Genomic DNA, 22,724 nt, shown 5'->3' on the forward strand with positions numbered 1-22,724 from the left:
CCCAATTCCCACTCGCCACAAGTGGACAAAACGATATGACAAACTCGGGTTGACATGCCAACTTAGGCGGACCTAACAACGCATTTCGGGCCAGCCCGCGGTCCCAGCGAATCCAGCTGGGCGATTCGTCGAAACACGGTGCAGCCATTGATATTTCGGGAGCGCGTCGGCCCGGGGGTCAGAATACGAAACATGTGTCGCCACGGAGCGCCTCCCTTCATCTGTTTGCTGAATCTTCAGGGCATCCGCTTACCCAGCTTTTATTGCATCACGCAGGGTTTGCACAAAGCCTAGCCAGATTCTTAGAGAACGGCCCGCACGCTCGACTCGGGCCGGAGGTCGAGTCTGCGCAGGAGTTGGGCGTTGGCGGCCACCACCACGGTGGACGCCGACATCAAGATCGCACCCACCGACATCGGCAGCACGAACCCGACGGGCGCCAGCACGCCCGCGGCGAGCGGCACCGAGATCAGGTTGTATCCCGCTGCCCACCAAAGGTTCTGCTTCATCTTGCGATAGGTCGCCTTCGACAAGGCGATCACGGAGAGCACCGATCGCGGGTCAGAACTGGCGAGGATCACCCCAGCCGAGGCGATCGCCACGTCGGTGCCTGCGCCGATCGCGATGCCCACATCCGCCTGCGCCAGCGCGGGCGCGTCGTTGACGCCGTCCCCGACGAAGGCCACTCCCTGCCGCTCGCCCCGCCTTCCGCCGAGCCCCTCGTCCTGCAGCTCGGCGACCTTTGCGGCCTTATCCCCTGGTCGGACACCCGCGAACACCCGATCTATGCCCAGGTCGTCGGCCACCGCACGGGCCACGGACTCGGCGTCGCCTGTGATCATCACCACCTCGATGCCCAGCCGATGCAATGCGTCGACAGTCTGACGGGATTCCGGCCGCACCTCGTCGGCGAGCTTGAGCGCCCCGACGACGTCGTCGTCGACCAGCACGTGCAGCACGATCGCACCTTCGTCGCGCCACGGCACCACCGCGGACAGTTGGTCGGAACCCACCTCCGCCAGCAGCCGAGGGCCGCCCACCCGCACCCGCCGACCGTCCACCAGGGCCGCGACCCCCACGGCGGGCGACGAGCTGAATTCCGACGATCGCGGAACCGTCAACCCGCGCCTACGGGCCGCCTCGACGATCGCGCGCGCCAGCGGGTGCTCGGAGTCGGCCTCCGCTGCCGCGGCCCATGCCAGCACCTCGTTTTCGGGCCGTCCCGTCGTCGCAATGCCGGTGACGGTCGGCTCCCCCTTGGTCAGCGTCCCGGTCTTGTCGAACAGCACTGCGCCAACGGTGCGCATGCTTTCCAGCGCCAACCGGTCCTTGATCAGGACGCCGCCACGGGCCGCGCGCTCGGTCGCGATCGACACCACCAGCGGGATCGCCAGACCCAGCGCGTGCGGGCAGGCGATCACCAGCACCGTGATGGTGCGCACCACCGCCTCGTCCGGTAGGCCGATCAGGCTCCAGACGACCGCGGTGACGACGGCGGCGCCCAGCGCGAACCAGAACAGCCAGCCGGCCGCCTTGTCCGCCAGCCGCTGCGCGCGCGACGACGAGTTCTGCGCCTCGGTGACCAGGCGCTGGATTCCGGCCAGCGCCGTGTCGTCGCCGACCGCACTCACCGTGACGCGCAGTCCGGAATCGGTGGCGACCGTCCCCGCGATCACGTGGTCGCCGACGCCGCGCCGCACCGGACGCGATTCGCCGGTCACCATCGACTCGTCGACGTCCGCCGATCCGTCGACGATGTCGCCGTCGGCCGGAACACTGCCACCGGGCCGGACCAGCACGACATCACCCACGTGTAGCTCGGACGGCGCGACCGTCTCTGTTGTCCCACCCACCACACGTTCCGCCTCGTCCGGCAGCAATGCCGCCAGTGAGTCCAACGCCGAAGTGGTCTGCGCCAGCGACCGCATCTCGATCCAATGGCCCAGCAGCATGATCACGATCAGCAGCGCCAGCTCCCACCAGAAGTCGAGCTGGTGATGCAACACACCGAGGCTGGCACCCCACGACGACACGAACGCCACCGTGATGGCCAGGCCGATCAACAGCATCATTCCCGGTGCGCGCGAACGGATCTCGCTCACAGCACCCGTCAGAAACGGCCTACCGCCCCACGCGTACATCACCGTGCCCAGCACCGGCGACACCCACTGCGCGCCGGGGAACGCCGGCACGGTGTAGCCCAGGATCATCGCGAACATCGATGACAGCGCGACCGTCGGGACGGCCAGCACGAGCATCACCCAGAACAGCCGCCGGAACGCCGCGACGTGGTCACCGTGCCCGCCGTGCCCGCCATGGGCCTCATGGCCTTCGTGACCCGCGTGCGCCTGCTGTTGGGTGTGGTCCACCTCGGTCATGATGGCGAGTATATACCCCCATGGGGTATATGGCTAGCCGTGGTGTCGTCACGCTGGATCGCGATGTCTCACCCGTTGAACACCCCGTTGGGCCGCTTCGGCATCGTCACCTCCGAAGACGGTCCCGACGGCTGCGTGGCGTCGATACCCGCAGGCGAGATGGTCAATCCGATCACCGGCACGCTCACGATCGCGCCGCTGGCCATGCTGGTCGACCACGTCGGCGGACTGGTCAACCACCGCCGCCGGGGCCCCGGCGAGTGGACGGTGTCCAGCGAGCTGTCATTCGAAGTCCGCCCCGACGCGGTCGACGTCATCGCCGAAGACCCCGCCGAGCCGGTCACGGCGATGTCGAAGCCGTTCGCCGCCAAGAGCGACGTCGCGCTGGGCCTGTGCGAGTTGTCCCATCGCGGCACCACGCTGGCCATGGCCACGGTGCGGTCCTTCTTCATCAGCGCGCCGGAGCACATCGGCGAATTCCCCGACGGACCCACGGGTCCCCTGCCGCCCGGCACGCTGGCCGACCGAATGGCGGTTCGAGTCGCCGAGAGTGGCGGTTCGGCCAAAACCCTGCAGCAGTTGCCGGATCCGGTACTGAACAACAGCCTCGGCATTGTGCACGGCGGGGTGTCGGCGATGGCACTCGAACTGGTGGCGTCGGCGGCAGTCAACGCAAGCCGAGACGATCGGGTGCTGCGTACCGCATCGCTGCGGGTGAATTTCATCCGACAGTTCTTCAGCACTCGGGAAGACCGCCCTGAATCTCGTTATGTTGGAACGGCTTTACGAGTGGGCCGCCGGAGCGGTATCGGCGAGGCGCAAGCCATCGGCCCCGACGGCGAGGTGGCGATCGTCGCGCGCCTCACCGCCTACGCTTAGCGTCGAAATCCGAGTTTTGTCGCAAAAGTTCGAGAAGACTTCTACAAAACTCAGCTTTCGAGGCGAGCATGTGGATATGCCCTCCACACCCCAGACCCCAAGCCTGCACGCCACCTCGTTGACCGACGGCGAAGTCGTCGAGCAGAACGACCTCGGGTCCATCACGCGAGTCACCGCCGACACGTTCCCGATCCTGTTCGGCATGTCGATCAAACGGATCGTGGTCAACCCCGGTGCAATGCGTACACCACACTGGCATGCCAACTGCAACGAGCTCACTTACTGCATATCCGGTATCTCGCTGGTGTCGGTGCTCGACAGCTACAGCAAGTTCTCCAGCTTCACCGTCGGGCCGGGCGAGATGTTTCACATCGACTCCGGGTCACTGCATCACATCGAGAACATCGGAGACGATCCCGCCGAGTTCATTCTCGCGTTCCGCAGCGAGCGGCCCGAAGACTTCGGTCTGGCAGCGTCTTTCGGCGCCATGACGGACGCCGTGCTCGGCAACACCTATGACCTGCCCGCCGCTGACTTCGCCAAGATGCGGCGCGACACCACGGACCGAAAGTTCGCCGCTCGCGCCGGAAGTCCGGACGTTCCGTCAACTGCCCGGTTCGACGATCCACACAAGTTCGCCGTCGAGGCGCAGAGTCCGGCAATCGGCGTCGCGGTCGGCTCGGCTCGGCTGGCGCGGGCTCAGTACTGGCCCGCGCTGAAGGATTTGTCGATGTACTCGCTGCGAATTCGCGAGGACGGTATGCGGGAACCGCACTGGCATCCCATCACTGCCGAAATGGGCTACGTGCACAAGGGAAACGGCCGGATGACCGTGATGGACCCCGATGGTTCGGTCGACACCTACTACCTCAAGGAGGGCGACGTCTACTTCATCCCGCGCGCCTATCCGCACCACATCGAGGTCGTGGACGCCCCCGACATTCACTTCGCGATCTTCTTCGACCAGCCCATGCCCGGCGACATCGGGTATCGCGCATCGGCGAGCGCGTACTCGCGGGAAGTGCTGGCCGCGACGTTCAACATGCACATCGACGATCTCCCGGCATTCCCGTTCACCAAGACCGACCCACTGATCGTCAACCGCTGCAACCCCGTGGACGCGTAACCGAGGCAGATCACGGCCTTCCGAGCCGATCAGGGGCTTTTGGAAGCCTTTAGAAATTTCCAAGCGCGCATTCGTTAACTCTCCTCAACAACGGCCCGGCAGATCACCCTGCCAACCGACGAGAAGGAGAGGAGATACCCGATGAACGCGCTTCGCGCACTCAACCCGTGGTACATGCCCGGCGTGGGCGATTACCTGCACCGTTCGGCGATGCACGGCCACACCCCGGAGCTGTTCAACAACCTCGCCATCTTGGTGAACGCCGCGCCGGCCACCGTTCCCTGGATCGAGGCCGCGTGCGTCGTCGGGCTGCTCCTCGTCGCCATCCATCGGTGGATTCGCGCGGGCCGATTCGCCGCTGCGTTCCGGCATTACCTGTGGCGTACCGTGGTCGGCTGCTCCGGCGGACTGACGGTGATCGGGCGCTGGCGTCACGAAGGTGGCTGCATCCTCGTCGCCAACCACAGCTCTCACGCCGACACGGCGGTGCTCCTCGCCGCGCTGCCGCCCAAGACGAAGCCGGTGTTCGTTGCGGCCGCCGACTACTGGTTCGACGTGCCGGTGCGCCGGTTCGTACTGACCAGCCTCGCAGGTGGTCTTCCGGTGCGGCGTTCGGGCGGCTCGTCGTATGCCGCGCTGGTCGCGGCCGTCAAACCCGCACTCGCGGCGGGCCGGACTGTCGTGATCTATCCGGAGGGCACCCGTAGCACCGACGGCAACATCGGCGAATTCCGCTCCGGTGCAGTGCATTTGGCGAAGGAATGCGGCGTGCCGGTCATCCCGGTTGCGCTGCTGGGAACCGCCGACGTGCTGCCCAAGGGTGGCCGCCTGACGCCCAGCCCGATGGAGGTTCGGATCGGTGAGCCGATGGACTCGGCCGCAATCGCCGCGCAGGATCTGCGGCGTGAGGTCTCGGCATTGCGCAACGGCCGTCGCACGCGGACCAATACGGGCACCCTTCGACTGGTACAGGACCACCTCGTCGTCACTCAGCGGGAACCGCAGCGGGCATCCATGGCGGGAGCGGCGTAGCGATGGACGGACTCTACGCACTGAAACCCTGGTATACACAACGGCTTCGGATCTTCCTGGAGCGCGCCGAGAATCAGGGCACCTCACCGGATTTCTTCACCGCGGTCGGCATCTTCGGCGCCGCAGCGGCGGGAGTCAGCATCGCGGCCGGCTGGTGGCCACTGGCGGTGTTGTGGCTCGGTGTCCGACTCGCCGGGGCGAACCTCGACGGTGCGGTCGCGCGGGCCAGGAAGGTCTGCCGACCCTGGGGTTTCGCACTGAACGAAATCGGCGACCGTGCCTCGGATCTGCTGATGTTCGCCGGACTCGCGGTCTGGGCGGCATCTCAGGGCGGCCCCGGCATGAACTGGCTGTCCTGGCCGGTGATCTGGGTCCTCGCCGCCGCGCTGGCGGCGACCCTGCCGACATTCGCCTCACTGGCCGCCGCAGGGGCGGGCGCAACCCGGCGCAACGGCGGGCCCTTCGGCAAGACCGAACGCTGCCTCGCCGTCATCGTGGCCGCCGCGGCACCGGCCGCCATCCCGGTGGTCGGCGCGATGATAATCGTCGGGTCGGTGCTCACCGCCGCCCTACGGCTGGCCGCAGCACACCGCGAACTGGCAACAGCCGCGGCGTAGACCCACCTACACGCCCGTAAACGCGAGTTCGGATCAGGCCGCTACTTGGTCGCGGTCTTCTTCTTCGCGCGGCTGGCGGCCGCCTTCTCGGTCTTGGCGCCCGCGTTGGACAGCTGGCCGCCGGAGTTCTCCAGATGCGCCCTGACGAACCACTGGAACTTCTCCAGCTCGCCCGCCTGGCTGATGAACAGGTCCTGGGACACCAGGTCGAGGTCGTCGAGACGGTCGATGCCCTTACGCAGATCCTCGATCACACCGGTGTAGACGAGGTCCAAGGCTGCCAGGTGCGCCTGCACCGTGTCGCGGCCCACCGAGTAGTCGTCCCACGTGCGGTCCTTGATGATGGCGCCCGGCGTACCTTGTGGCGACTTGCCGAGTGCGGCAATGCGCTCGGCGACGTCGTCGGCGTATCCACGAACGAGTTCGACCTGCGGGTCGATCATCTCGTGCACGCCGATGAAGTTCGGGCCAACGACGTTCCAATGAATGTGCTTCAAGGTCAGATGCAGATCGTTGTACGCGCTCAGCGACTTCTGCAGAATTTCGGCCACTTCGGCGCCCTGCTTGTCGGAGAGGCCGGGAATCGTGAACGTAGTCATCAGTAGCTCCTTCGCATGATTGACCGTCTCGCGACGTGTACCCGCCGACTACCGGACAAAACCGGGGGGAAAGACACGTCACATATCGGCAAGGTTTGGAATCGGCATCCTCGGACCGAACCGCGGATTGGACGCCAGACCACTGACTTCCAGCAGGCGAACCGCACGGTGGCGGTGCGGCCGCAGCGGCTCGAGCAGTTCGACCATCGAAGGGTCGTCGATGGGATGGCCGAGCAGACTCCAGCCGACCATCTTGGCCAGGTGGTAGTCGCCGACCGACAACGCGTCGGCATCGCCGAAGGCGCGCTGCGCAGTCTCGGCCGCGGTCCATTCGCCGACGCCGGGTAGCGACATGAGCGCGATGCGGGCCTGCTCCGTCGGGCGGGCGGCGAGGCGTTCCAGCGAGTCGGCCCGCTGCGCGCAGCCGACGATCGTGCGGGCGCGGCCGGGGTCGACGTTGGCGAGATGAAACTCCCAGGAGGGGATGCGTCGCCACACCTCACCCGGTGGTGACACCCGCATGTGTGCGGGGGCGGGCCCGGGCGCGGGGGCGCCGTATTTCGTGACGAGTTTTCTCCACGCCGCACGGGCGTCCTTGCCGTAGACCCGTTGTTCGAGCACCGCCGGGATGAGCGCCTCCAGCACGCGGTCGGTGCGACCCAGCCGCAGATGCGGAACCCGCCGATGCGCGGCGGCGATGGTCGGCTCGACCGGTTGGAAGCCCGACGAGTCGTCGTCGCGTCCGAGTTGGGCAGGTAGTGATTCGGCGAACTCCCGTGCGCCGCCGCCCCATGCCTCGCAGTCAACGGTGTCGCCAGCCGATTTGGTGAGGCGCGCGGTGACCGGTCCGCTGGGCATGAGGCTGGTGCGCCAGATCGCACCGTCGCGGGCGTCGTGATAGCACGGGTCAGCGCGGCCGCGGCGCAGCGGTGACAGCGTCAATCCCGGGCTTGCCGGACCCGCGAAAACGACACTGCACTCGACGCTTCGCACCGCCTCAGACTAGGTGACGGTGACGACAGCCTTGTCCGGGTAGAACGCCACATGACCGGCGATCGCGGCCACCGCCGGGTACGGCTCGAGGTACGTCCAGATCGCGTCCTCGACGGTGTCGCCGGATCCCGTGACGACGTGGTGATAGCTCGCCACACCCTTGAACGGGCAGTACGTCTCGGTGTCGCTGTCACGCAGCGCGGACTGCACGACGTCGCCCTTCGGGATGTACTGCACGGCGGGATACGTCGACTCCTGCAGGGTCAGCGCATTGTCGGTGTCGGCGACGACCTCGCCGTTGATACGAACGGTGACGTGCTTGCCCGTCGGTTCGACGGTGATCGGATGTGTCTCAGAAGGCTGGAGTACGGGGCGATCGCTCATGTGTTGACCAACGTGGCAGTAGCGCTCAGGATTCCTGCACCGCTGGCTACGATTCGCGACATGAGTGCACACGGTCCCGCCTCCGCTGAGGCCTCGACAGACATCGCGGCAGAGCCGTCGACGGTATACGCGCTGATCACCGACCTTCCCACGCTGTCGGCGCTGGCTGAGGAGGCCACCGAGATGGTTTGGCACCGGGGCGACCGCGTCGCACCGGGGGCCGTCTTCAAGGGCCGCAACCAGCAGGGCAGCAAGAAGTGGACGACGACCTGCACCGTGACCGACGCCGAGCCGGGGCGCGCGTTCGCGTTCGACGTGAAGAGTCTTGTCATCCCGGTCGCGCACTGGCGCTACGACATCACCGCGACCGACGGCGGCTGCACCGTCACCGAGCGCACCTGGGACAAGCGGCCCGGTTGGTTTCGCACACCGGCGGGCATCGCGACGGGCGTACGTGACCGCGACACGGCCAACGCCAAGCACATCAAGCTGACCCTGCAGCGGCTGAAGGAGCGCGCCGAGTCCCACTAGGAGCCGCTCCGGCGGCGACATCCCGCTAGGGCCTGCCGGCGATCTTGTCGGCCACGACGGCGATCGGTGACGTCGTCTTTCGCCCGCGCGATTCGTGCCAGTCGGCGGCCTTGTAAGCCGTGTACATCCCTCGCACGCCCAGCCATCGAAACGGCTCGGGTTCCCAGTCACGCGATCGGTGCCCGACCCACGGCAGGTCTGTGAGCGGGGTCTGCCGTCCGAGCACCAGGTCGGCCAGGGTGCGTCCGGCCAGGTTGGTGGCCGTGACGCCGTGTCCGACATAGCCGCCAGCCGAGCCCAATCCCGTGGCTTTGTCGAATGTTACGGATGCCTCCCAGTCCCGCGGGACAGCAAGCACACCGCACCAGGCATGTGCGACGGGGACACCGCGGGTCTGCGGTAGCGCCGAATGCAGTACCGAGGTGAGATGGTCGATGGTGCGCTCGGGCACCCTACCGTCGATGTCGGTGCGCGAACCGAAGCGATACGGCACGCTGCGGCCGCCGATGGCGATGCGGTCGTCGACCGTGCGCTGAGCGTAGAAGAAGCCGTGCGCGGTGTCGCCGAGCGTCTCGCGGCCCTCCCAGCCGATGGTCTCCCAAATGTCCTGCGGGAGCGGCTCGGTCGCGATCATCGAACTGTTCATCGGCAACCAGCGTCGCTTCAGCCCCGGCAGCGACGCGGTGAAGCCTTCGGTCGCGCGCAGCACGACAGGTGCACTCACCTTGCCCAGCACGGTCCCCACCCGTCCCGCGCGCAGCTCGTTGACCGGTGACCGCTCGTAGAGATCGACCCCGAGCCGCTCGACGGTGTCGGCAAGTCCTCGCACCAGCTGAGCCGGCTGCACCCGCGCGCAGTGCGGGTTGTGGTAGGCCGACACAACGCCGTCGATCTGAATACGCTGTGCTGATTCATCTTTCGTCAATGCGGTAATGCCATCGACATTCCAGCTGAGTTCCTCGGAGACTTCGGCCGCCAACCTCGACGCCTGCGCGCGGTTGCGCGCGACGTGCAGCGTGCCACCCTTGACGATGCCGGCTTCGATACTCTCGCGTCCCGCCACGTCGATGACTTCGTCGACCGACTCGTTGAGGGCCTGCTGCCAGGCCAGCACACGGTCGCGTCCGTAGAGCTTCGCCATCCGGTTTCGGTCGCCGGGCACCAGGCCGGACAGCCAACCGCCGTTGCGGCCCGACGCGCCGAACCCGGCGAACCGCGCCTCGAGCACCACGACGCGCAGCGACGGATCGGCCCGCTTCAGGTAGTACGCCGTCCACAGCCCGGTGTAGCCGGCACCGACGATGCACACATCGGCGTCGCGATTTCCCGGCAGCGCGGCACGCACGGCCGGAAGTTGCGGGTACCAATTGGAAATCCGGCCGTTGATCGTTCGGGTCACCTCCTGATTCTGGCAGGACGCGCCAGCGGCGTTCAGCGTCGCGGCTGCGAAATTGGTGTCCGCACCACGTGCTTCGCCATGCGATGCTGGAAGACCGGTCATGGAACAGAAAGGGCGACTTGATGCGTCAGCACCAGCGGTGGGCGAATTCGGGGAGTCTGCGCGGACGGATGCGAGTCGCGCTCGCGCTGTCCTCGGCAGCTGTCCTCGCAGTCGGTACGGCCTGCGGCGGTGAGTCAGCGGCCCCCACCGAGGATTCCACTGCCGAGGCGTCGGCCACGTCGACGTCGAGCGCCCCGCCGCCACCGCCGACTCCGGCGCCCGTCGCCGCCGCCAAGCTCCCGGAGTTGCTGCCGAGCCTCGAGGAGCTCAAGACCATCATGGACAACCCGCAGTTGATCGAGGGGCCGAACTCAACGGGTGTGGCTGTGCCGGATCCCAGCCAGCAGGTGTACGAGCCGGAGAACTGCGCCAGCTCCTTCAGCGGCGGCGCACCGCCCGCCTATGAAGGCACCGGCTACCGGAAGTTCCACGGCGCCAGCCAAGTCCAGTCGCCGACGCCTTCGCTCATGCTCGGCGAGTCGGTGGTCACCTTCGACAGCGCGGCGGCCGCGCAGCGCGCCCTGGCCAACTACGTCGAGCAGTGGCGGCGCTGCGCGAACAAGCAGTTCGTGTGGAAGATGATTGTGCAGGGCCAGCAGGCGGCGTTCACGCTGGGCGAGCCGGTCGACGCCGGCGGCGGCGTCACGTCGTTGCGCAACGTCAACGACAATTCGCCGGTCGCCGTCACCCGAGCCATCGCGGCGAAGAACAACGTGCTGGTCGATGTGCAGATCATGGGCAGCAACCTCGCCGAGCAGAACGTGACGATCGCCAACCGGATCCTGGAGAAGATCCCGAACTGAGCGCTGGCTACCCGCCCAGCATCAGGTATTGGGCCGCGATCTGCTGATGGGCGTTGTTCAGATCGCGGGCAACCGCTTTGAACGTGTACCGGTCCTTGGTGCCGACGCACCAGTGCCGCGCTATCAGTGAATCCGCGTCTTCCGTGCGCACGCACCGGGTGCCCGCGAGGCCCGGCACCGCGGCGGCGGCTTGGCCCGCCTGGCGCGCTACGACGTCGTCGCCGAGTGTCTGCGCAAGCTGTTGCGCGGCCGCCCCGTCACGGGCCTGATAGAGCGTCGTCTGGCTGACCGCCACGGCGTCGACCCCGGCGTCCTGCATCGCGGTGCCCACCTGAATCGGGTTGTCCTCCAACTGCAGTGCCGCTGCCGGGTCGTAGTCGGCGTCCGACATCGTGTCCCCCTGCCCGGGTTTGATCGGCACAGTCCGGGCCAGCAGACCCGACGGGTCCCGCGGCAGCGCCGCCAGCGGCGCCGGCTCGGTGCGCACGAACGTGTCGATCAGTGGGCCCTGCAGATCGAGGACGCGGCCCGCCAGTTCGGCGGCCCGATCCGGCGTGGCGAACTGGACCACCTGGATCAGGACATACGGCCCACGGGAACTGACGACAGTCAGCTCTTCCACGCTCGCGGTGCCCTCGAGACGTTTCATCAGCGCTCCGGTCGCCTCGGGGTGACCCGGAATCGGCACCGCCCGGATCGGTTCCGTCATCGCCGCGCTGGCGCCACCGTCGACGATGTTCAACGCCCCCGAGGCCAAGCCCTCGGCCGCCTCCGTTGCGGTCTGCGGAAACGGATACTGCAGGACCGCATTGCGCAGCAGCGTCGCGTCGCCCGGGTTGGCCGACGTCCGTTCACTGACGAAGCCGGCGACGAGCGGCAGCGAGGGGAACCTGGCCAGCATCGCCGGCCAGACCACCTGCACGACCTCATTGCGGCGCTGCAGGACCTTTGCGGGTGCCGCCCCGATCTGGGTCAGCGCGGGGTCGACCTGCCACGGCCCGACCACGAAGCCCGCCATCCGCCTGCCCTCGACAAGCTGCCCCGCCTCATCGGTGCCCGCCTGTCCCAGGGGCGGCCGCGGCGTCGTCGGGTAGGAGCCGGGGTCGAGCGCCGACGGATCGACCGTTGGTGCCGTCCCCTGCACCGCGGTGCCGTCGACAGTGCTACCACACGCGGCCAGCAGCAGCGCGACCGTCAAGGCCGCCAACGCGATTCGCACTACCGCACACCACTGGGCATGCAGACGCGCCATCCGTCCTCGCGGACCAGCTTCAAGTCGAGGGTCTTGCGTCCCAGCAGTTCGTTCTGGGCATCGACGGTCGCCGTCGCTTCGTCCCCGAGGATCTGCACACTGTTCACGGTCATCGTCGTCAACCCTTGATCAATACGGGTTTTCTTCGTCATCTCCATGACCGGGCCGGTGTACTGGGCCCGCCACGACGGGCACATCAGCTCCAGATAGGCGTCCCAGTTCTGCGTGTTGTACGCCTGTTGAAACGCCATCACCGTCTCGCGCACCTGGTCGTCGTCGGACGGTGCGGTGGTCGTGGTGGTGGCCGCCACCGAGGACTGTGTCGACTCCGCGGTGCTCTCCTGGGCGACAGGAGTTCCGCCGCTTGAGCACGCCGCGCCCATGAGAACCGTGACAAGCATCGCTCCGATGAGGGCGGATACTCTACGTGCTGCCATTGACGGCAAACCTCCTGGCTGACAAGAGTTTTCGATAGGTTTCGGTGGTCACTGTTGCCGGGGCACCTTGTTGGCGGTCGCGGTGATCAAGGCCCCGACGTCGCCGGTGCCTGGCGGTCGGCATTGACGGATGTCGATCAGCACGTTGCCGCGGGTGGATATGCCGTGCTGGCAGACCGCGTCGCCGGCACCGGAGGTCGCGTCCAACACGAATGCGCCGGCGTTGTTGGTGGGTTGCCCGAACGTCCACTGCAGCGGTGGCTCGCCCGCTCCGGTGATGGTGACCGTGTTGCCCGCGCAGGCCTCCCAGTCCTGACGCTGCAGCTGCAGCGAGATGCCGGCGCCGCTCGGATCGGGGAACGACACCACCGCCTGGATGACGCTATCCTGGGTGATCTTTCGGTACAGCGCACGTAGCGTCTGCACCGCGACCCCGGCGATGCGCGTCTGGCTGTAGACCGGCTGTTGTGCCGGCGCCCATGCACCCAGGCACTGCTGATTGTCGATGGTTGCCGAGTCGTTGAGGAGTTCGGTGCCGTCCGATTCGAGGACCACCGCGGTCTCGCCGGTGTTGCCGGGAATCTCGTTGCCAGTCAACAAGATCGAGCGTAGGACCGAAACGGGCACGTCGGTGGCCGGTGGCCCGGCCACCGTGGTCGGGACTCCGGATGTCGGTCCACTCTGCGAGGTGGGTGACGCCGGATCGTCGGACGGCCACGCCACCACCGTCACGGTGGCGGCGACCAGCACCGCCACCGCGGCCGCCGCGCCGATGACCACCGCGCGCCGACGGCGCCGCGGTGCGACAGGCACCGGGGTGGACGGCCCGAAACCCGGTCCCGACTGACCCGGTGGCGGTCCGCCGGGCATCCAGGGCGTGCCGGAGTCCGCACGCGGGTACGAGCTGACCTCCGCGCCGGATACCGGCGCCAGTAACGTCGGGTTCTGTTGTGCACGTGGGTCATACAGCGCCGCCGCGGCGGCGGCCGCCAACGCGCTGGCTGAACCGAACCGCTGCCTCGGATCCTTGGCCATCGCGGCGGCGATCACCTGGTCGAGCGCCGGCGGCAGCGAGGGCACCACGTCGGTGACCCGCGGTGGCGGTTGCTGCAAGTGGGCCATCATCGTGGCCGCCGGCCCGTTGGCTCCCGAATACGGTGTCTTGCCGGTCAGCAGCCGGTACAGGGTGCAGCCAAGAGAGTAGATGTCGGCGCGGCCGTCGAACTGCATGCCCGACAACACCTCTGGGGCGGCGTAGGCGATGGTGGCCATGACCGACCCGGTGGCGGTCAGCCCGACGTCGTCCAGCGCGCGGGCGATACCGAAATCGCCGAGTAGCACCCGCTCGTTGGCGTCGGCAGGTCCCGACAGCAGAAAGTTGGCCGGCTTGATGTCGCGGTGCACGACGTTGCGGCTGTGGGCGAAATCGAGTGCCTTGGCGACTTCGGAGACGATGTGCACAGCACGAGGCGGGGTCATCTTGCCATCACGCAGAGCAGCGTCGGCGTCGGTACCGTCGACGAACTGCATCGCGATCCACAACTGCCCGTCGTCGGTCTGGCCCCGGTCGTAGACCGACACGATCTGTGGGTGATCCAGTGATGCGGCCACGTCGGCTTCGCGCGTGAAGCGCGTCCGGAAGTCGGGGTCACGCGAGAGTTCCCGGGAGAGCACTTTGAGCGCATCGCGGCGGGGCAGGGTGGGATGTGCGGCCAGATACACCGAGCCCATTCCGCCGGCACCCAGTTCCCGCTCGATGCGGTAGCCGCCCACCATAGAGCCGTTGGTCAGCACTGGCGGGTCCCCCGATGCTCATTTACATGGATGCACCCCGCCGCATTCATGCTCAGCAGTATCACGTACGGGCGCGGGCGGCGTCGTCGCAGCCGGTGGGCATGCAGTGGCATCTGGGTCCGTCCGCTCAGCGGTCGCCGATGCGGACGAGGACGCTTTCCAGCGCCGCGGACTCCGCGGCGGATACCTCCCGCTCTGCTTCGACGGCGTTGACGGCATCGACGTCGACGGCGCATGCCGCTGCGGTTTCCTCGACGCTGAGCAGGGCTCGGTGCCGCGCGGCGTACAGGCGCTGCCCCAGCGTGGCGGCGGGGGCGGTCGCGGCGTGGCACATCAGGTCGCTGTAGGTCCGGCGCACGTCGGACAGCGCCAACAGGATCTCGAGCGCCGGCGCGCTGCGCGCGGCGTTGGCGGTGGTGGCGTGCAGCCGGCGTAGCTGCGCCAGCAGCTCGGCGACCTGAACGCCGAAGTCCCGGTCGTCGACCGGTGGCAGGGCCGCGATCCGCGCGCTCATCCCGTCGAGGGCGATCTTGGCGTAGTCGAGCATCACCTCCAGCTGCACGGAGTCCGACAGCGTTCCGGTGTCGTCGTCGTCGGGGATCTCGCCCCCGCGGGCCACCAGAGGGATCGTGCCCGACGGCCAGCGCAGGGCCCGTTCGATCTTGTCGCGGGTGCCCTGGGGAGGCCAGGTGCGCCCGCACTCGAAATCCTCCAGCTCGCCCACGCTGACGCCGCTCTCGTCGCTGAGGCGGCGCGCCGAGTAGCCGAGCTCTTCGCGGCGCGCGATAACCGCCGCGCCGGCCCGGGTGACGTCTGGGCCGTCCTGCGCTCCGGCCGGGGGCCCGGCGGCCTTCTCCGGCTGCGCGATGGTGTCGTCGGTGGTGCGTGCCGGCATCACACCGGTGGCCATCATCGTGCCCGCGTCGGGGTCGATGAACGAGAACCGCACCGCGATGCCCTCGGGGTGACCCAGGTGCAACGTCATGCCGTCCGTCACGGCCACGTTGGAAACCCGTTCGCCGTTGAGGAACACGCCGTTGGTGCTGGCTTCGTCGATGACCACCCACTGCGCTCCCGTCGACTCGATCCGCGCGTGCGTTCGGGAGATGCGCGTGTCGTCGATGCGCAGCTGCGCGGGCAGCTCCCTGCCGATGAACACCGGGCCCTCTCCGGGGCGCAGCACCTCGTCCACCCTCCCGAACCGGACGATCACGATGGGCAGGCCCGGCTCATCGCGGGGGGACTGCGGCGCAGGCATCGTCTACTTCCTTCCAGGCGTCGGGTGGGCCACCGTCCGATTCTGACAGCAGGCACGGGTGGTGTAATCGGCAGATGACCGGCCTCGACCGCAACGGTGCGGTTTTCGTGCTCACGCTTGGCGACGACGAGAACCGCTTTCACCCCAATCGACTCGCCGCGATCAACGCCTCGCTCGACGAGGTCGAAGCCGCCGAGGGCGCCAAAGCCGTCGTCACGACCGGCCTCGGCAAGTTCTACTCCAACGGGCTGGATCTGGATTTCATGGCGAGCAACCCGGACGCGTCCGAAGCGAACCTGTTGGACGTTCATCTGTTGTTCGCCCGTGTCCTGGCCTTTCCGGCACCGATCGTCGCCGCCGTGCAGGGCCACGCGTTTGCCGGCGGCGCGATGCTTGCCTTGGCGCACGACCAGATCGTCATGCGGGCCGACCGGGGGTTCTTCTGCCTTCCAGAGGTTGACCTCGGCATTCCGTTCACCCCCGGCATGAACGCGCTGATCCGGTCGCGACTACCAGTCGCGACCGCTCACGAAGCGATGACGACCGCGCGGCGCTATGGCGGTGAGGACGCCCTGTCGGCAGGCATCGTCGCCGCCACCGCGGGTGAAGGTGAGGTGCTCGATGTCGCGATCGCGCGGGCCGATGCGCTGGCCCCGAAAGCCGGCGCGGTATTCGGGGCGATCAAGGCCCGGCTCTACGGCGAGGTCATCGCCGAACTCAGGGCGGTCTGACTCCGCCGATCGGGGGACAGCGGATTCATCCGGCAGGCGGTCCGATCACCGGACAGACGCGTGGACCGTTGCGCGGCATCGTCATGCGCAACAGGTCAAGGACACCGGGAGAATCCACATGCACGTCTTCACGCGATACATCGCCACCTACATCGTCGTCCCCGCCGGACTGATCGGCGCGTTCGCACTGGGAACGGCGGCGAATGCCGACGCCGCACCGGTGCACGACAACTGGCAACCGAGCATCGTGGCCACCCCGACCGTCAAGGCACCGACCGCTGCCGGTCCGGGCACCAGCCACAGCACCCGCCGTCACATGCTCGGGTACTGAGCCCGCTCAGAACGCGTAGCGGTGATACTGCGCCAGGTAGCGCAACGACGGCGCCACCGACATCGCGCGGGCCATGGCGCGGTAGTACCAGGCGACGTCCTGGAACGTCGCCGAATCGAAAGGTGACTCCCACGCCAGCAGCCGTACCCCCGGCACGGCGTCGAGAATGTCGTCGGGCCGGTTGATCCCCCAGGACAGCGTCGACCCGGACCGGCGAACCACCGCGTTAATCCACTGCGATTTGATGCCCAACCGGTTGAACGCGTCGAACTGCAATTCCCCGCCCGCGAAGGTGTCGACGACGCGCCGCAACAATGCGACACCGTCGGACTCGGTGAGATACATGGTCAGTCCCTCGGCGATCATCAGCGTCGGTCGGTCCGAGCGCACGTCGGTGAGCCACGCCGGATCTGTCACCGAGGCGGCGATGACGTGATAGTCGTCGCGACCCGGGAAGAGTCGGCGACGCAGATCGGCGACCTCGGGATAGTCGACGTCGTACCACTGCACGCCGGGACCCGGATCGAGTCGGAACGCGCGCGCGTCCAATCCGCAGCCGAGGTGTACGACGGTGGCTTCGGGGTGGACCGCGAGAAATTGCCTGGCCCAGATATCGAAATGGGCGCTGCGGGTGGTGACCGACGGCGAATTGGCTTTGGTGATCGAGGTCTTCGACCAGTCGTAGTCGATGCGGTTGACGATCTCCCTGGCCAACCGATCGCCGAGTATCGGCTTGGGCAGGTCGGCGTCCAGTGCTTTGGCATACAAGGTGGCCAGCATGGTCTGCGGTGCACCCGAAAGGTCGACGTGCAGTTTCTCGCTCACGTGTCCGAGGCTAATCGCGGCGCGATCCAACTCGCCAGCCGTTGAACACTGTACGGCGCGGCGTCCAGCGAATAGCGTTGACATACATGCGGATCGACGTTCACGCCCACTACTGGACCGACCGATATCTCGACCGGCTCGCCGCTCTCGGCAAGACCGACACCGCAACCCAGCGAGGTATCGGTGCAGGCGGCGGCGCCGAGCTCGATGCGCGGCTGCGGTTGATGGACCGCGCGGGCATCGACATTCAGGTGTTGTCGGCCGCCCCGCAGCTGCCCTACGGCCTCGACACCGAGCGGGCCGTCGCGGCGGCTCACTACGTCAACGACGAGTATGCCGCGGTCGTCACCGCACATCCCGACCGCTTCCGTGCCTTTGCTGCCATACCTATGCCGGACGTCGATGCCGCCATCGCCGAAATAACACGTGCCACAGATGAATTGGGCATGGTCGGTGTCACGATGAACACCAGCGTGCTGGACCGCGCGATCACCGATCCGGACTTCGAACCGATTTTCGCCGAACTCGATACCCGCGGCGCGGTGCTGTACCTGCATCCGGCGGGCAACGGCGCCTGCTCCCCGCTGGTGACCGAACACCACATCACGTGGATGGCGGGGGCGCCGTTCGAGGACACCATCGCCGCGCTGCAGCTGATCACTTCCGGTCACCTGCAACGCTATCCCGGCGTGAAGATCATCTGCTCGCATCTGGGCGGCGCGCTGCCGATGCTCACCCGCAGGGCCGACGATCACCTCGCGTGGGAGGCGCCCGACACGCCGGAGCCACCCAGCCAGGCGGTACACCGGCTGTGGTTCGACACGGTGAGCCACTGCCACGAGCCTGCATTGCGTTGTGCCATAGACACTTTTGGTGCCGACCGGATACTGCTGGGCACCGACTTCCCGTACGAGGACGGCGATACGTTCGTGCGCGCGGTCGAGTACGTCATGGATGTCGCCGATCCCGGTGAAGCGCACGCAATCCTGGACGCCAACGCCATGGCGTTGTTCCACCTCGCTTAGGCAGCCATCGCGATGTCCTCGGTGAACACCGTCTCCAATGTCGCCAGGTCACCCGAGTGCGCGGCCACCGTCAGCGCCACCACCATCCGCTTCTGCTCGGCGCCCGTGGGCTCCTCACGGCGTTCTGCGACGAGGCGTTTGCGCGCACGGCTGACGAGTTGGCGTGCGTTCGCCTGCGTCACCTCCACGATCCCGGCGATCTCGGCGTACGAATAGTCGAACGCCTCGCGCAGCACATAGGCCGCGCGCTCGGGCGGAGACAGCCGTTCGAGCAGGGTGAGCGCGGCGAGTTCCAGTGCCTCACACTGTTCGATACGACGCTGCGGGTCCGCGTGGGGATCCACCGGATCGGGCAGCCACGGGCTCGCGTGGGTTTCGTGACGCGCACGCGCCGACTGCAGTGCGTTGATGCAGAGCCGCTTCGTGGTGGTGGTCAGGAACGCCGGCGGGTCGAGAACGACGTCGCGATCGCAGGTCTGCCACCGCACCCACGCGTCCTGCACGATGTCTTCCGCTGCGGCGCTGTCGTTCAGGATCCGAAAAGCGATGCCGAACAGGCGTTCCCGGCACAATGAGAACGTCACCGCGGCGTCCTCGAGGCTTTGGTGCGACATGCTCATTCCTTCCGCTGGATCAGGGCCGTCAGACCGCCGCGCCGCCGCCGTCGGCGTACAGCGTCGAACCGGTGATGAAGCTGGCCCGCGGCGAGGCCAGAAACAGCACTGCCTCGGCGATCTCGGCGGCATGCGCGGTACGGCCCAGCGGTAGCGCCCGGCCGAGTTCCTCGTTGGTCTCGCCCCATTCGGCGGCCACCCCTTCGGTGCGTGTCGGCCCGGGCGCGACGCTGTTGACGCGCACCCCGTGCTTGCCGAATTCGGCGGCCCAGGTGCGGGTCAATGATTCGAGCGCCGCCTTGGAGGCGCTGTACACAGACGCCCCGGGAACACCCTTGGACGCGACCATGGAAGTGACGTTCACGATGCTGCCGCGGCCGCGTTCGAGCATCGCCGGGACCAGGCCCGCGACCAGGAAGTAGGCACCGCGCACGTTGGTGTCGAAAATCGATTCGAACGCAGCGAGTTCCTGGTCGACGGTGGCGGCGCCGGCGAAGTTCGCGGCGTTGTTCACGACGATGTCGACGTTGCCCACCTGGTCGATCAATGCGCGCACCGAGTCGATGTCGGACAGGTCGGCAGGCACGAAGCGCGCGTTGTCACCGATCCGCGCCGCCGCCGCACCACCACGGGCGCGGTCGCGTCCGGAGATGACGACCTCGGCGCCCTCGGCCGCCATCAGGCGGGCGGCCTCCCACCCGATACCGGCCGTACCACCTGTGACCAGGACTTTATGATTCGCAAGTTCCATCAACTCAGTCTGTCGACCGAGGTGGACCACGGGACCCTTGAAAGTCCGTAGTCATTCCATGGTCCGGCTAGGTGACCGCGGGTCGCCCCCGCAGCTGCCGACGGGATTTGATGCCGAGCTTGGCGAACACCTTGCGCAGGTGCCATTCGACGGTGTGGGCGCTGATGAACAGCTGCGCACCGATCTCCTGATTGGTTAGGCCGGCGCCGGCCAGCTGCGCGATCTGGCCCTCCTGCGCCGTCAGCCCGTCGCCCGTGCCGATCGCGCGCTTCTGGGTCTTCTCGCCGGTGACAAGCAGCTCGCGGCGGGCCCGCTCGGCGAAGCTCTCGGACCCCATACGGACGAACATGTCGTGCGCGGTGCCCAGATGCTGGCGGGCGTCGACCCGCCGATTCATGCGACGCAGCCACTCCCCGAACACGAGGTGCGAACGCGCGAGATAGACCTTCATCCCGGTGCGGCCGAGCCGTTCGATTGCCTCGCGGTAGAGCGTCTCAGCGGTATGGTCGTCGGCGACGAGAGCCCGGCAACGGGCCAATGTGCCCAGCACCCAATCCGTTTCGGCGACGGCCTCCGTCTCCATCAGCGCGGCTCCGCGGGCAGCCGCTTCCCGGTCGCCGCACCGGGCACCCGCCTCGACGAGTTCGGCGAGCACCAACCGGTACGGGCCCAGGTCCTCGTGCTCACACGCCCGCTTCGCCGCGGTGAGCGCTTCCTGATAGTGGCCGAGCCCGTTGTTGAGGATCGCGGTGAAGCACCCGAGCAGGCCGATGACCCTGCCCTCGCCTCGGGACGCCGCGAGTTGCGCCGTCGCTTCGATCATCCGCACTGCCTCGTCCTCCGCGCCGCGCCAGACGGTGAGTGAGATGGCGTGGTAGCGCACCGGCGCCAATCCCGTTGCGGCGGAGATCGTGTTGGCCTCCTCGATCAGCGCCGCGGCCGCGTCGAACTCGCCCGCGAACACGTGGCTGCCCGCACGTGTCGCCAGCGCCAGCGGGAGCATCGCGAGCGCACCCGATTCGCGCGCCAGGCGAACCGCGGTGGTGCCGACGTCGTGCCACATGGCGTCGTCCCACAATTCCCCAGCGGCGCATTCCAGCGCGATGGGAAAGCCCTGCCAGAACGATCGCATCACGTCGTCGTCGGTGTGCTGTGCCGCCTCGAGCACCTTGGTCATGGCGGTGCGCAACGTCGGCAGGCTCGCGGCGTGGCCGGCTGTGAACCGCATCGCCAAGCCGTCCAGCAGTAGATCGTGCGGGCGTGCCGGTTGCGGGCCTACCGGCGCGTGGCGCGCCGGTTCGGCGACGACGACGGGGCCGCCGTGCGGACACAGCCGACCTGCGTACATCGCGGCACCCAGCGCGTCGAGGTAGGTCTCGCGAGCCAACGCGTCGTCGAGTCCTTCCAGACCCCTGGCGGCATCGAGCAATTCCAGCGCGGTGTCGGCGACCGGCGCAGCACCCTCCACGCCACCGCGACTCTCGACGAAGGCGATCCGCGCGCGCAGCCGCTGGGCCCGGGCCCGATGCAGGGCGTCCAGCGGGCTCATCTCGGCGATTGCCAGCAGCCCGTACGCTGCGTCGGACGACGTGGCCGCGAACTTCGCCTCGGCGGCGGCCAGCGCCCTGGTTCCTCGGCGCGCCGGGTCCGATGTCAGTTCGGTCGCCCGCTCCAGGAACGCGGCCGCGGCGGCGACACCTCCTCTGGCGGCCGCGCGGTCGGCGGATTTCTCGAGTTCGTCGGCGACATCGTCATCGGTGCCGAACGCGGCGTTGGCGCCGTGCCAGGCCCGGCGATCCGGGTCGGAGTTCGGATCGGTCTCGTCGGCGAGCGCGCGGTGGGCCGCGCGGCGATCGTCGACGTCGGCGGCGAAGTAGGCGGCCGAGCGCATCAGCGGATGGCGGAAGCGGACCCTGGTGCCGATCTCGATGAGTCCCTCGGCCTCTGCATGCGCGGCGTCGTCGGGGGTGATTCCCATCCGGTGCGCGGCCCGGATCAACAGGGCCTTGTCGCCGACGGGCTCTGCCGCAGCGGCCAGCAACAGCTTCTGCGTCGGCGCAGGCAGCGACTTGACCCGCCGCACGAAGCTCTGCTCGAGGTGACTCGACGGGGCGCGAGCGTCCGGGCGACCGTAGCCGCCCTCGGCTGCGGCGGGATCGCGGGGCAACTCCAGCAGCGCCAGCGGATTGCCGCGCGCCTCGGCGATGATCCGTTCCCGCACCCGCTCGTCGAGGCGGCCACGAATAACGGTGTCCAACAAGGCCCGTGAGTCCCCGTCGGACAGACCGCGGATCTCCATCTCCGGCAACCCGATCAACTCGTCGGCAACGGTGCTGCGCACCGCGAACACCAGCGCCACGGGCTCGGCCAGCAGCCGGCGCGCGACGAACGCGAGCGTCTGCGCAGAGACCCGGTCCAGCCATTGGGCGTCGTCGACGATGCAGACCAGCGGTCGGTCCGCGGTGACCAAGGCGAGCAGGCTCAGCACCGCGAGGCCCACCAGGAAGCGGTCCGGCGGCGGTCCCGCGCTCCGGCCGAACGCCGTGGCGAGCGCGTCGCGTTGCGGCGCGGGCAGGGCATCCAGACGGTCCAGCATCGGGGCGCACAGCTGGTGCAGACCCGCGAAGGCGAGTTCGACTTCGGCCTCGGCACCGGCTGCGCGCGCGACATGGAACCCGCCGGCGCGCTCGGCGACGTAGTCCAGCAGTGCGGTCTTGCCGACGCCGGCTTCCCCGCGCAGCACGACGACCTGGCTCTCGCCCCTGCCGGCGGCCTCGACCAGACGGTTCAGCGCCTCGCACTCGTCATGTCGCCCGCGCAGGGGATGTTCCGCACCGCCTGCCATGTACACCGCCGTTGATCG

22 protein-coding genes are annotated in these 22,724 nt (G+C 67.9%); 9 read left to right on the forward strand and 13 right to left on the reverse strand.

Annotated features, from left to right (window positions below; all coding sequences use genetic code 11):
* Positions 1–302 precede the first annotated feature (302 nt).
* Positions 303–2,378, reverse strand: a complete 2,076-nt coding sequence (locus G6N36_RS20485) for a heavy metal translocating P-type ATPase (RefSeq protein WP_163688685.1) — start codon at positions 2,376–2,378, stop codon at positions 303–305.
* Between the two features lie 63 nt (positions 2,379–2,441).
* Here G6N36_RS20485 and G6N36_RS20490 point away from each other — a divergent pair, with 63 nt between their 5' ends.
* The 4 genes from G6N36_RS20490 to G6N36_RS20505 all read left to right on the forward strand — a co-directional run bounded on the left by G6N36_RS20490 (position 2,442) and on the right by G6N36_RS20505 (position 6,032).
* Positions 2,442–3,257 (forward strand): PaaI family thioesterase, encoded by an 816-nt coding sequence (locus G6N36_RS20490; protein ID WP_163688686.1) that lies wholly within the window; start codon positions 2,442–2,444, stop codon positions 3,255–3,257.
* A 76-nt stretch (positions 3,258–3,333) separates the two neighbouring features.
* A complete protein-coding gene (locus G6N36_RS20495) occupies positions 3,334–4,383 on the forward strand; it encodes a cupin domain-containing protein (protein ID WP_163688687.1) in 1,050 nt (349 codons plus the stop codon).
* A 141-nt stretch (positions 4,384–4,524) separates the two neighbouring features.
* Entirely contained in the window at positions 4,525–5,415 is an 891-nt protein-coding gene (locus G6N36_RS20500; RefSeq protein WP_235690123.1) for a lysophospholipid acyltransferase family protein, read from the forward strand.
* A gap of 2 nt (positions 5,416–5,417) precedes the next feature.
* The gene (locus G6N36_RS20505) at positions 5,418–6,032 is read left to right on the forward strand and encodes a CDP-alcohol phosphatidyltransferase family protein (RefSeq protein WP_163688688.1); all 615 of its coding nucleotides are present in this window, start codon (positions 5,418–5,420) and stop codon (positions 6,030–6,032) included.
* A gap of 41 nt (positions 6,033–6,073) precedes the next feature.
* Here G6N36_RS20505 and G6N36_RS20510 read toward each other — a convergent pair whose 3' ends face one another.
* The 3 genes from G6N36_RS20510 to G6N36_RS20520 form a co-directional block, all read right to left on the reverse strand.
* A complete protein-coding gene (locus G6N36_RS20510; protein ID WP_163688689.1) occupies positions 6,074–6,631 on the reverse strand; it encodes a Dps family protein in 558 nt (185 codons plus the stop codon).
* Between the two features lie 78 nt (positions 6,632–6,709).
* Positions 6,710–7,624 carry a DNA-3-methyladenine glycosylase family protein gene (locus G6N36_RS20515; protein WP_163688690.1) on the reverse strand — a complete coding sequence of 305 codons (915 nt, stop codon included), beginning with the start codon at positions 7,622–7,624 and terminating at the stop codon, positions 6,710–6,712.
* A gap of 9 nt (positions 7,625–7,633) precedes the next feature.
* Complete coding sequence (locus G6N36_RS20520; protein ID WP_163688691.1) at positions 7,634–8,008, reverse strand: DUF427 domain-containing protein; 375 nt, start codon at positions 8,006–8,008, stop codon at positions 7,634–7,636.
* Between the two features lie 60 nt (positions 8,009–8,068).
* Here G6N36_RS20520 and G6N36_RS20525 point away from each other — a divergent pair, with 60 nt between their 5' ends.
* Positions 8,069–8,539 (forward strand): SRPBCC family protein, encoded by a 471-nt coding sequence (locus G6N36_RS20525; RefSeq protein WP_163688692.1) that lies wholly within the window; start codon positions 8,069–8,071, stop codon positions 8,537–8,539.
* A gap of 25 nt (positions 8,540–8,564) precedes the next feature.
* On the opposite strand, the gene G6N36_RS20530 is transcribed toward G6N36_RS20525, so the two are convergent.
* The gene (locus G6N36_RS20530; RefSeq protein ID WP_163688693.1) at positions 8,565–9,938 is read right to left on the reverse strand and encodes an NAD(P)/FAD-dependent oxidoreductase; all 1,374 of its coding nucleotides are present in this window, start codon (positions 9,936–9,938) and stop codon (positions 8,565–8,567) included.
* A gap of 122 nt (positions 9,939–10,060) precedes the next feature.
* Between G6N36_RS20530 and G6N36_RS20535 the strand changes: the two genes are divergently transcribed.
* Positions 10,061–10,843 (forward strand): sensor domain-containing protein, encoded by a 783-nt coding sequence (locus tag G6N36_RS20535; RefSeq protein ID WP_163688694.1) that lies wholly within the window; start codon positions 10,061–10,063, stop codon positions 10,841–10,843.
* A gap of 7 nt (positions 10,844–10,850) precedes the next feature.
* On the opposite strand, the gene G6N36_RS20540 is transcribed toward G6N36_RS20535, so the two are convergent.
* From G6N36_RS20540 to G6N36_RS20555, 4 genes are all read right to left on the reverse strand, one after another.
* Positions 10,851–12,062 (reverse strand): DUF7373 family lipoprotein, encoded by a 1,212-nt coding sequence (locus tag G6N36_RS20540; protein ID WP_163688695.1) that lies wholly within the window; start codon positions 12,060–12,062, stop codon positions 10,851–10,853.
* Complete coding sequence (locus G6N36_RS20545) at positions 12,062–12,532, reverse strand: Rv0361 family membrane protein (protein ID WP_163688696.1); 471 nt, start codon at positions 12,530–12,532, stop codon at positions 12,062–12,064. The genes G6N36_RS20540 and G6N36_RS20545 overlap by 1 nt, the downstream gene beginning before the upstream one ends.
* A gap of 48 nt (positions 12,533–12,580) precedes the next feature.
* A complete protein-coding gene (locus G6N36_RS20550; RefSeq protein WP_170311174.1) occupies positions 12,581–14,308 on the reverse strand; it encodes a serine/threonine-protein kinase PknH/PknJ in 1,728 nt (575 codons plus the stop codon).
* Between the two features lie 145 nt (positions 14,309–14,453).
* Positions 14,454–15,584, reverse strand: a complete 1,131-nt coding sequence (locus G6N36_RS20555; RefSeq protein ID WP_163688698.1) for an FHA domain-containing protein — start codon at positions 15,582–15,584, stop codon at positions 14,454–14,456.
* A 74-nt stretch (positions 15,585–15,658) separates the two neighbouring features.
* Between G6N36_RS20555 and G6N36_RS20560 the strand changes: the two genes are divergently transcribed.
* Together G6N36_RS20560 and G6N36_RS20565 are read left to right on the forward strand one after the other, a co-directional pair.
* Positions 15,659–16,315, forward strand: coding sequence for an enoyl-CoA hydratase-related protein (locus G6N36_RS20560; protein WP_163688699.1), 657 nt, complete (start codon positions 15,659–15,661; stop codon positions 16,313–16,315).
* A 118-nt stretch (positions 16,316–16,433) separates the two neighbouring features.
* The gene (locus tag G6N36_RS20565) at positions 16,434–16,646 is read left to right on the forward strand and encodes a hypothetical protein (protein WP_163688700.1); all 213 of its coding nucleotides are present in this window, start codon (positions 16,434–16,436) and stop codon (positions 16,644–16,646) included.
* Between the two features lie 6 nt (positions 16,647–16,652).
* On the opposite strand, the gene G6N36_RS20570 is transcribed toward G6N36_RS20565, so the two are convergent.
* The gene (locus G6N36_RS20570) at positions 16,653–17,426 is read right to left on the reverse strand and encodes a class I SAM-dependent methyltransferase (protein ID WP_235690312.1); all 774 of its coding nucleotides are present in this window, start codon (positions 17,424–17,426) and stop codon (positions 16,653–16,655) included.
* A 131-nt stretch (positions 17,427–17,557) separates the two neighbouring features.
* On the opposite strand from G6N36_RS20570, the gene G6N36_RS20575 reads away from it, so the two are divergent.
* Entirely contained in the window at positions 17,558–18,496 is a 939-nt protein-coding gene (locus tag G6N36_RS20575; RefSeq protein ID WP_163688702.1) for an amidohydrolase family protein, read from the forward strand.
* On the opposite strand, the gene G6N36_RS20580 is transcribed toward G6N36_RS20575, so the two are convergent.
* The 3 genes from G6N36_RS20580 to G6N36_RS20590 form a co-directional block, all read right to left on the reverse strand.
* The gene (locus G6N36_RS20580) at positions 18,493–19,110 is read right to left on the reverse strand and encodes a sigma-70 family RNA polymerase sigma factor (protein ID WP_235690124.1); all 618 of its coding nucleotides are present in this window, start codon (positions 19,108–19,110) and stop codon (positions 18,493–18,495) included. The genes G6N36_RS20575 and G6N36_RS20580 overlap by 4 nt on opposite strands.
* 28 nt (positions 19,111–19,138) lie before the next feature.
* Positions 19,139–19,861, reverse strand: a complete 723-nt coding sequence (locus G6N36_RS20585) for an SDR family NAD(P)-dependent oxidoreductase (RefSeq protein WP_163688704.1) — start codon at positions 19,859–19,861, stop codon at positions 19,139–19,141.
* A 67-nt stretch (positions 19,862–19,928) separates the two neighbouring features.
* Positions 19,929–22,706 (reverse strand): AAA family ATPase, encoded by a 2,778-nt coding sequence (locus G6N36_RS20590; protein ID WP_163688705.1) that lies wholly within the window; start codon positions 22,704–22,706, stop codon positions 19,929–19,931.
* Between the last annotated feature and the right edge of the window lie 18 nt (positions 22,707–22,724).

The sequence above is a fragment of the Mycolicibacterium gadium genome, from assembly GCF_010728925.1.
GTDB classification, from domain to species: Bacteria; Actinomycetota; Actinomycetes; order Mycobacteriales; family Mycobacteriaceae; genus Mycobacterium; species Mycobacterium gadium.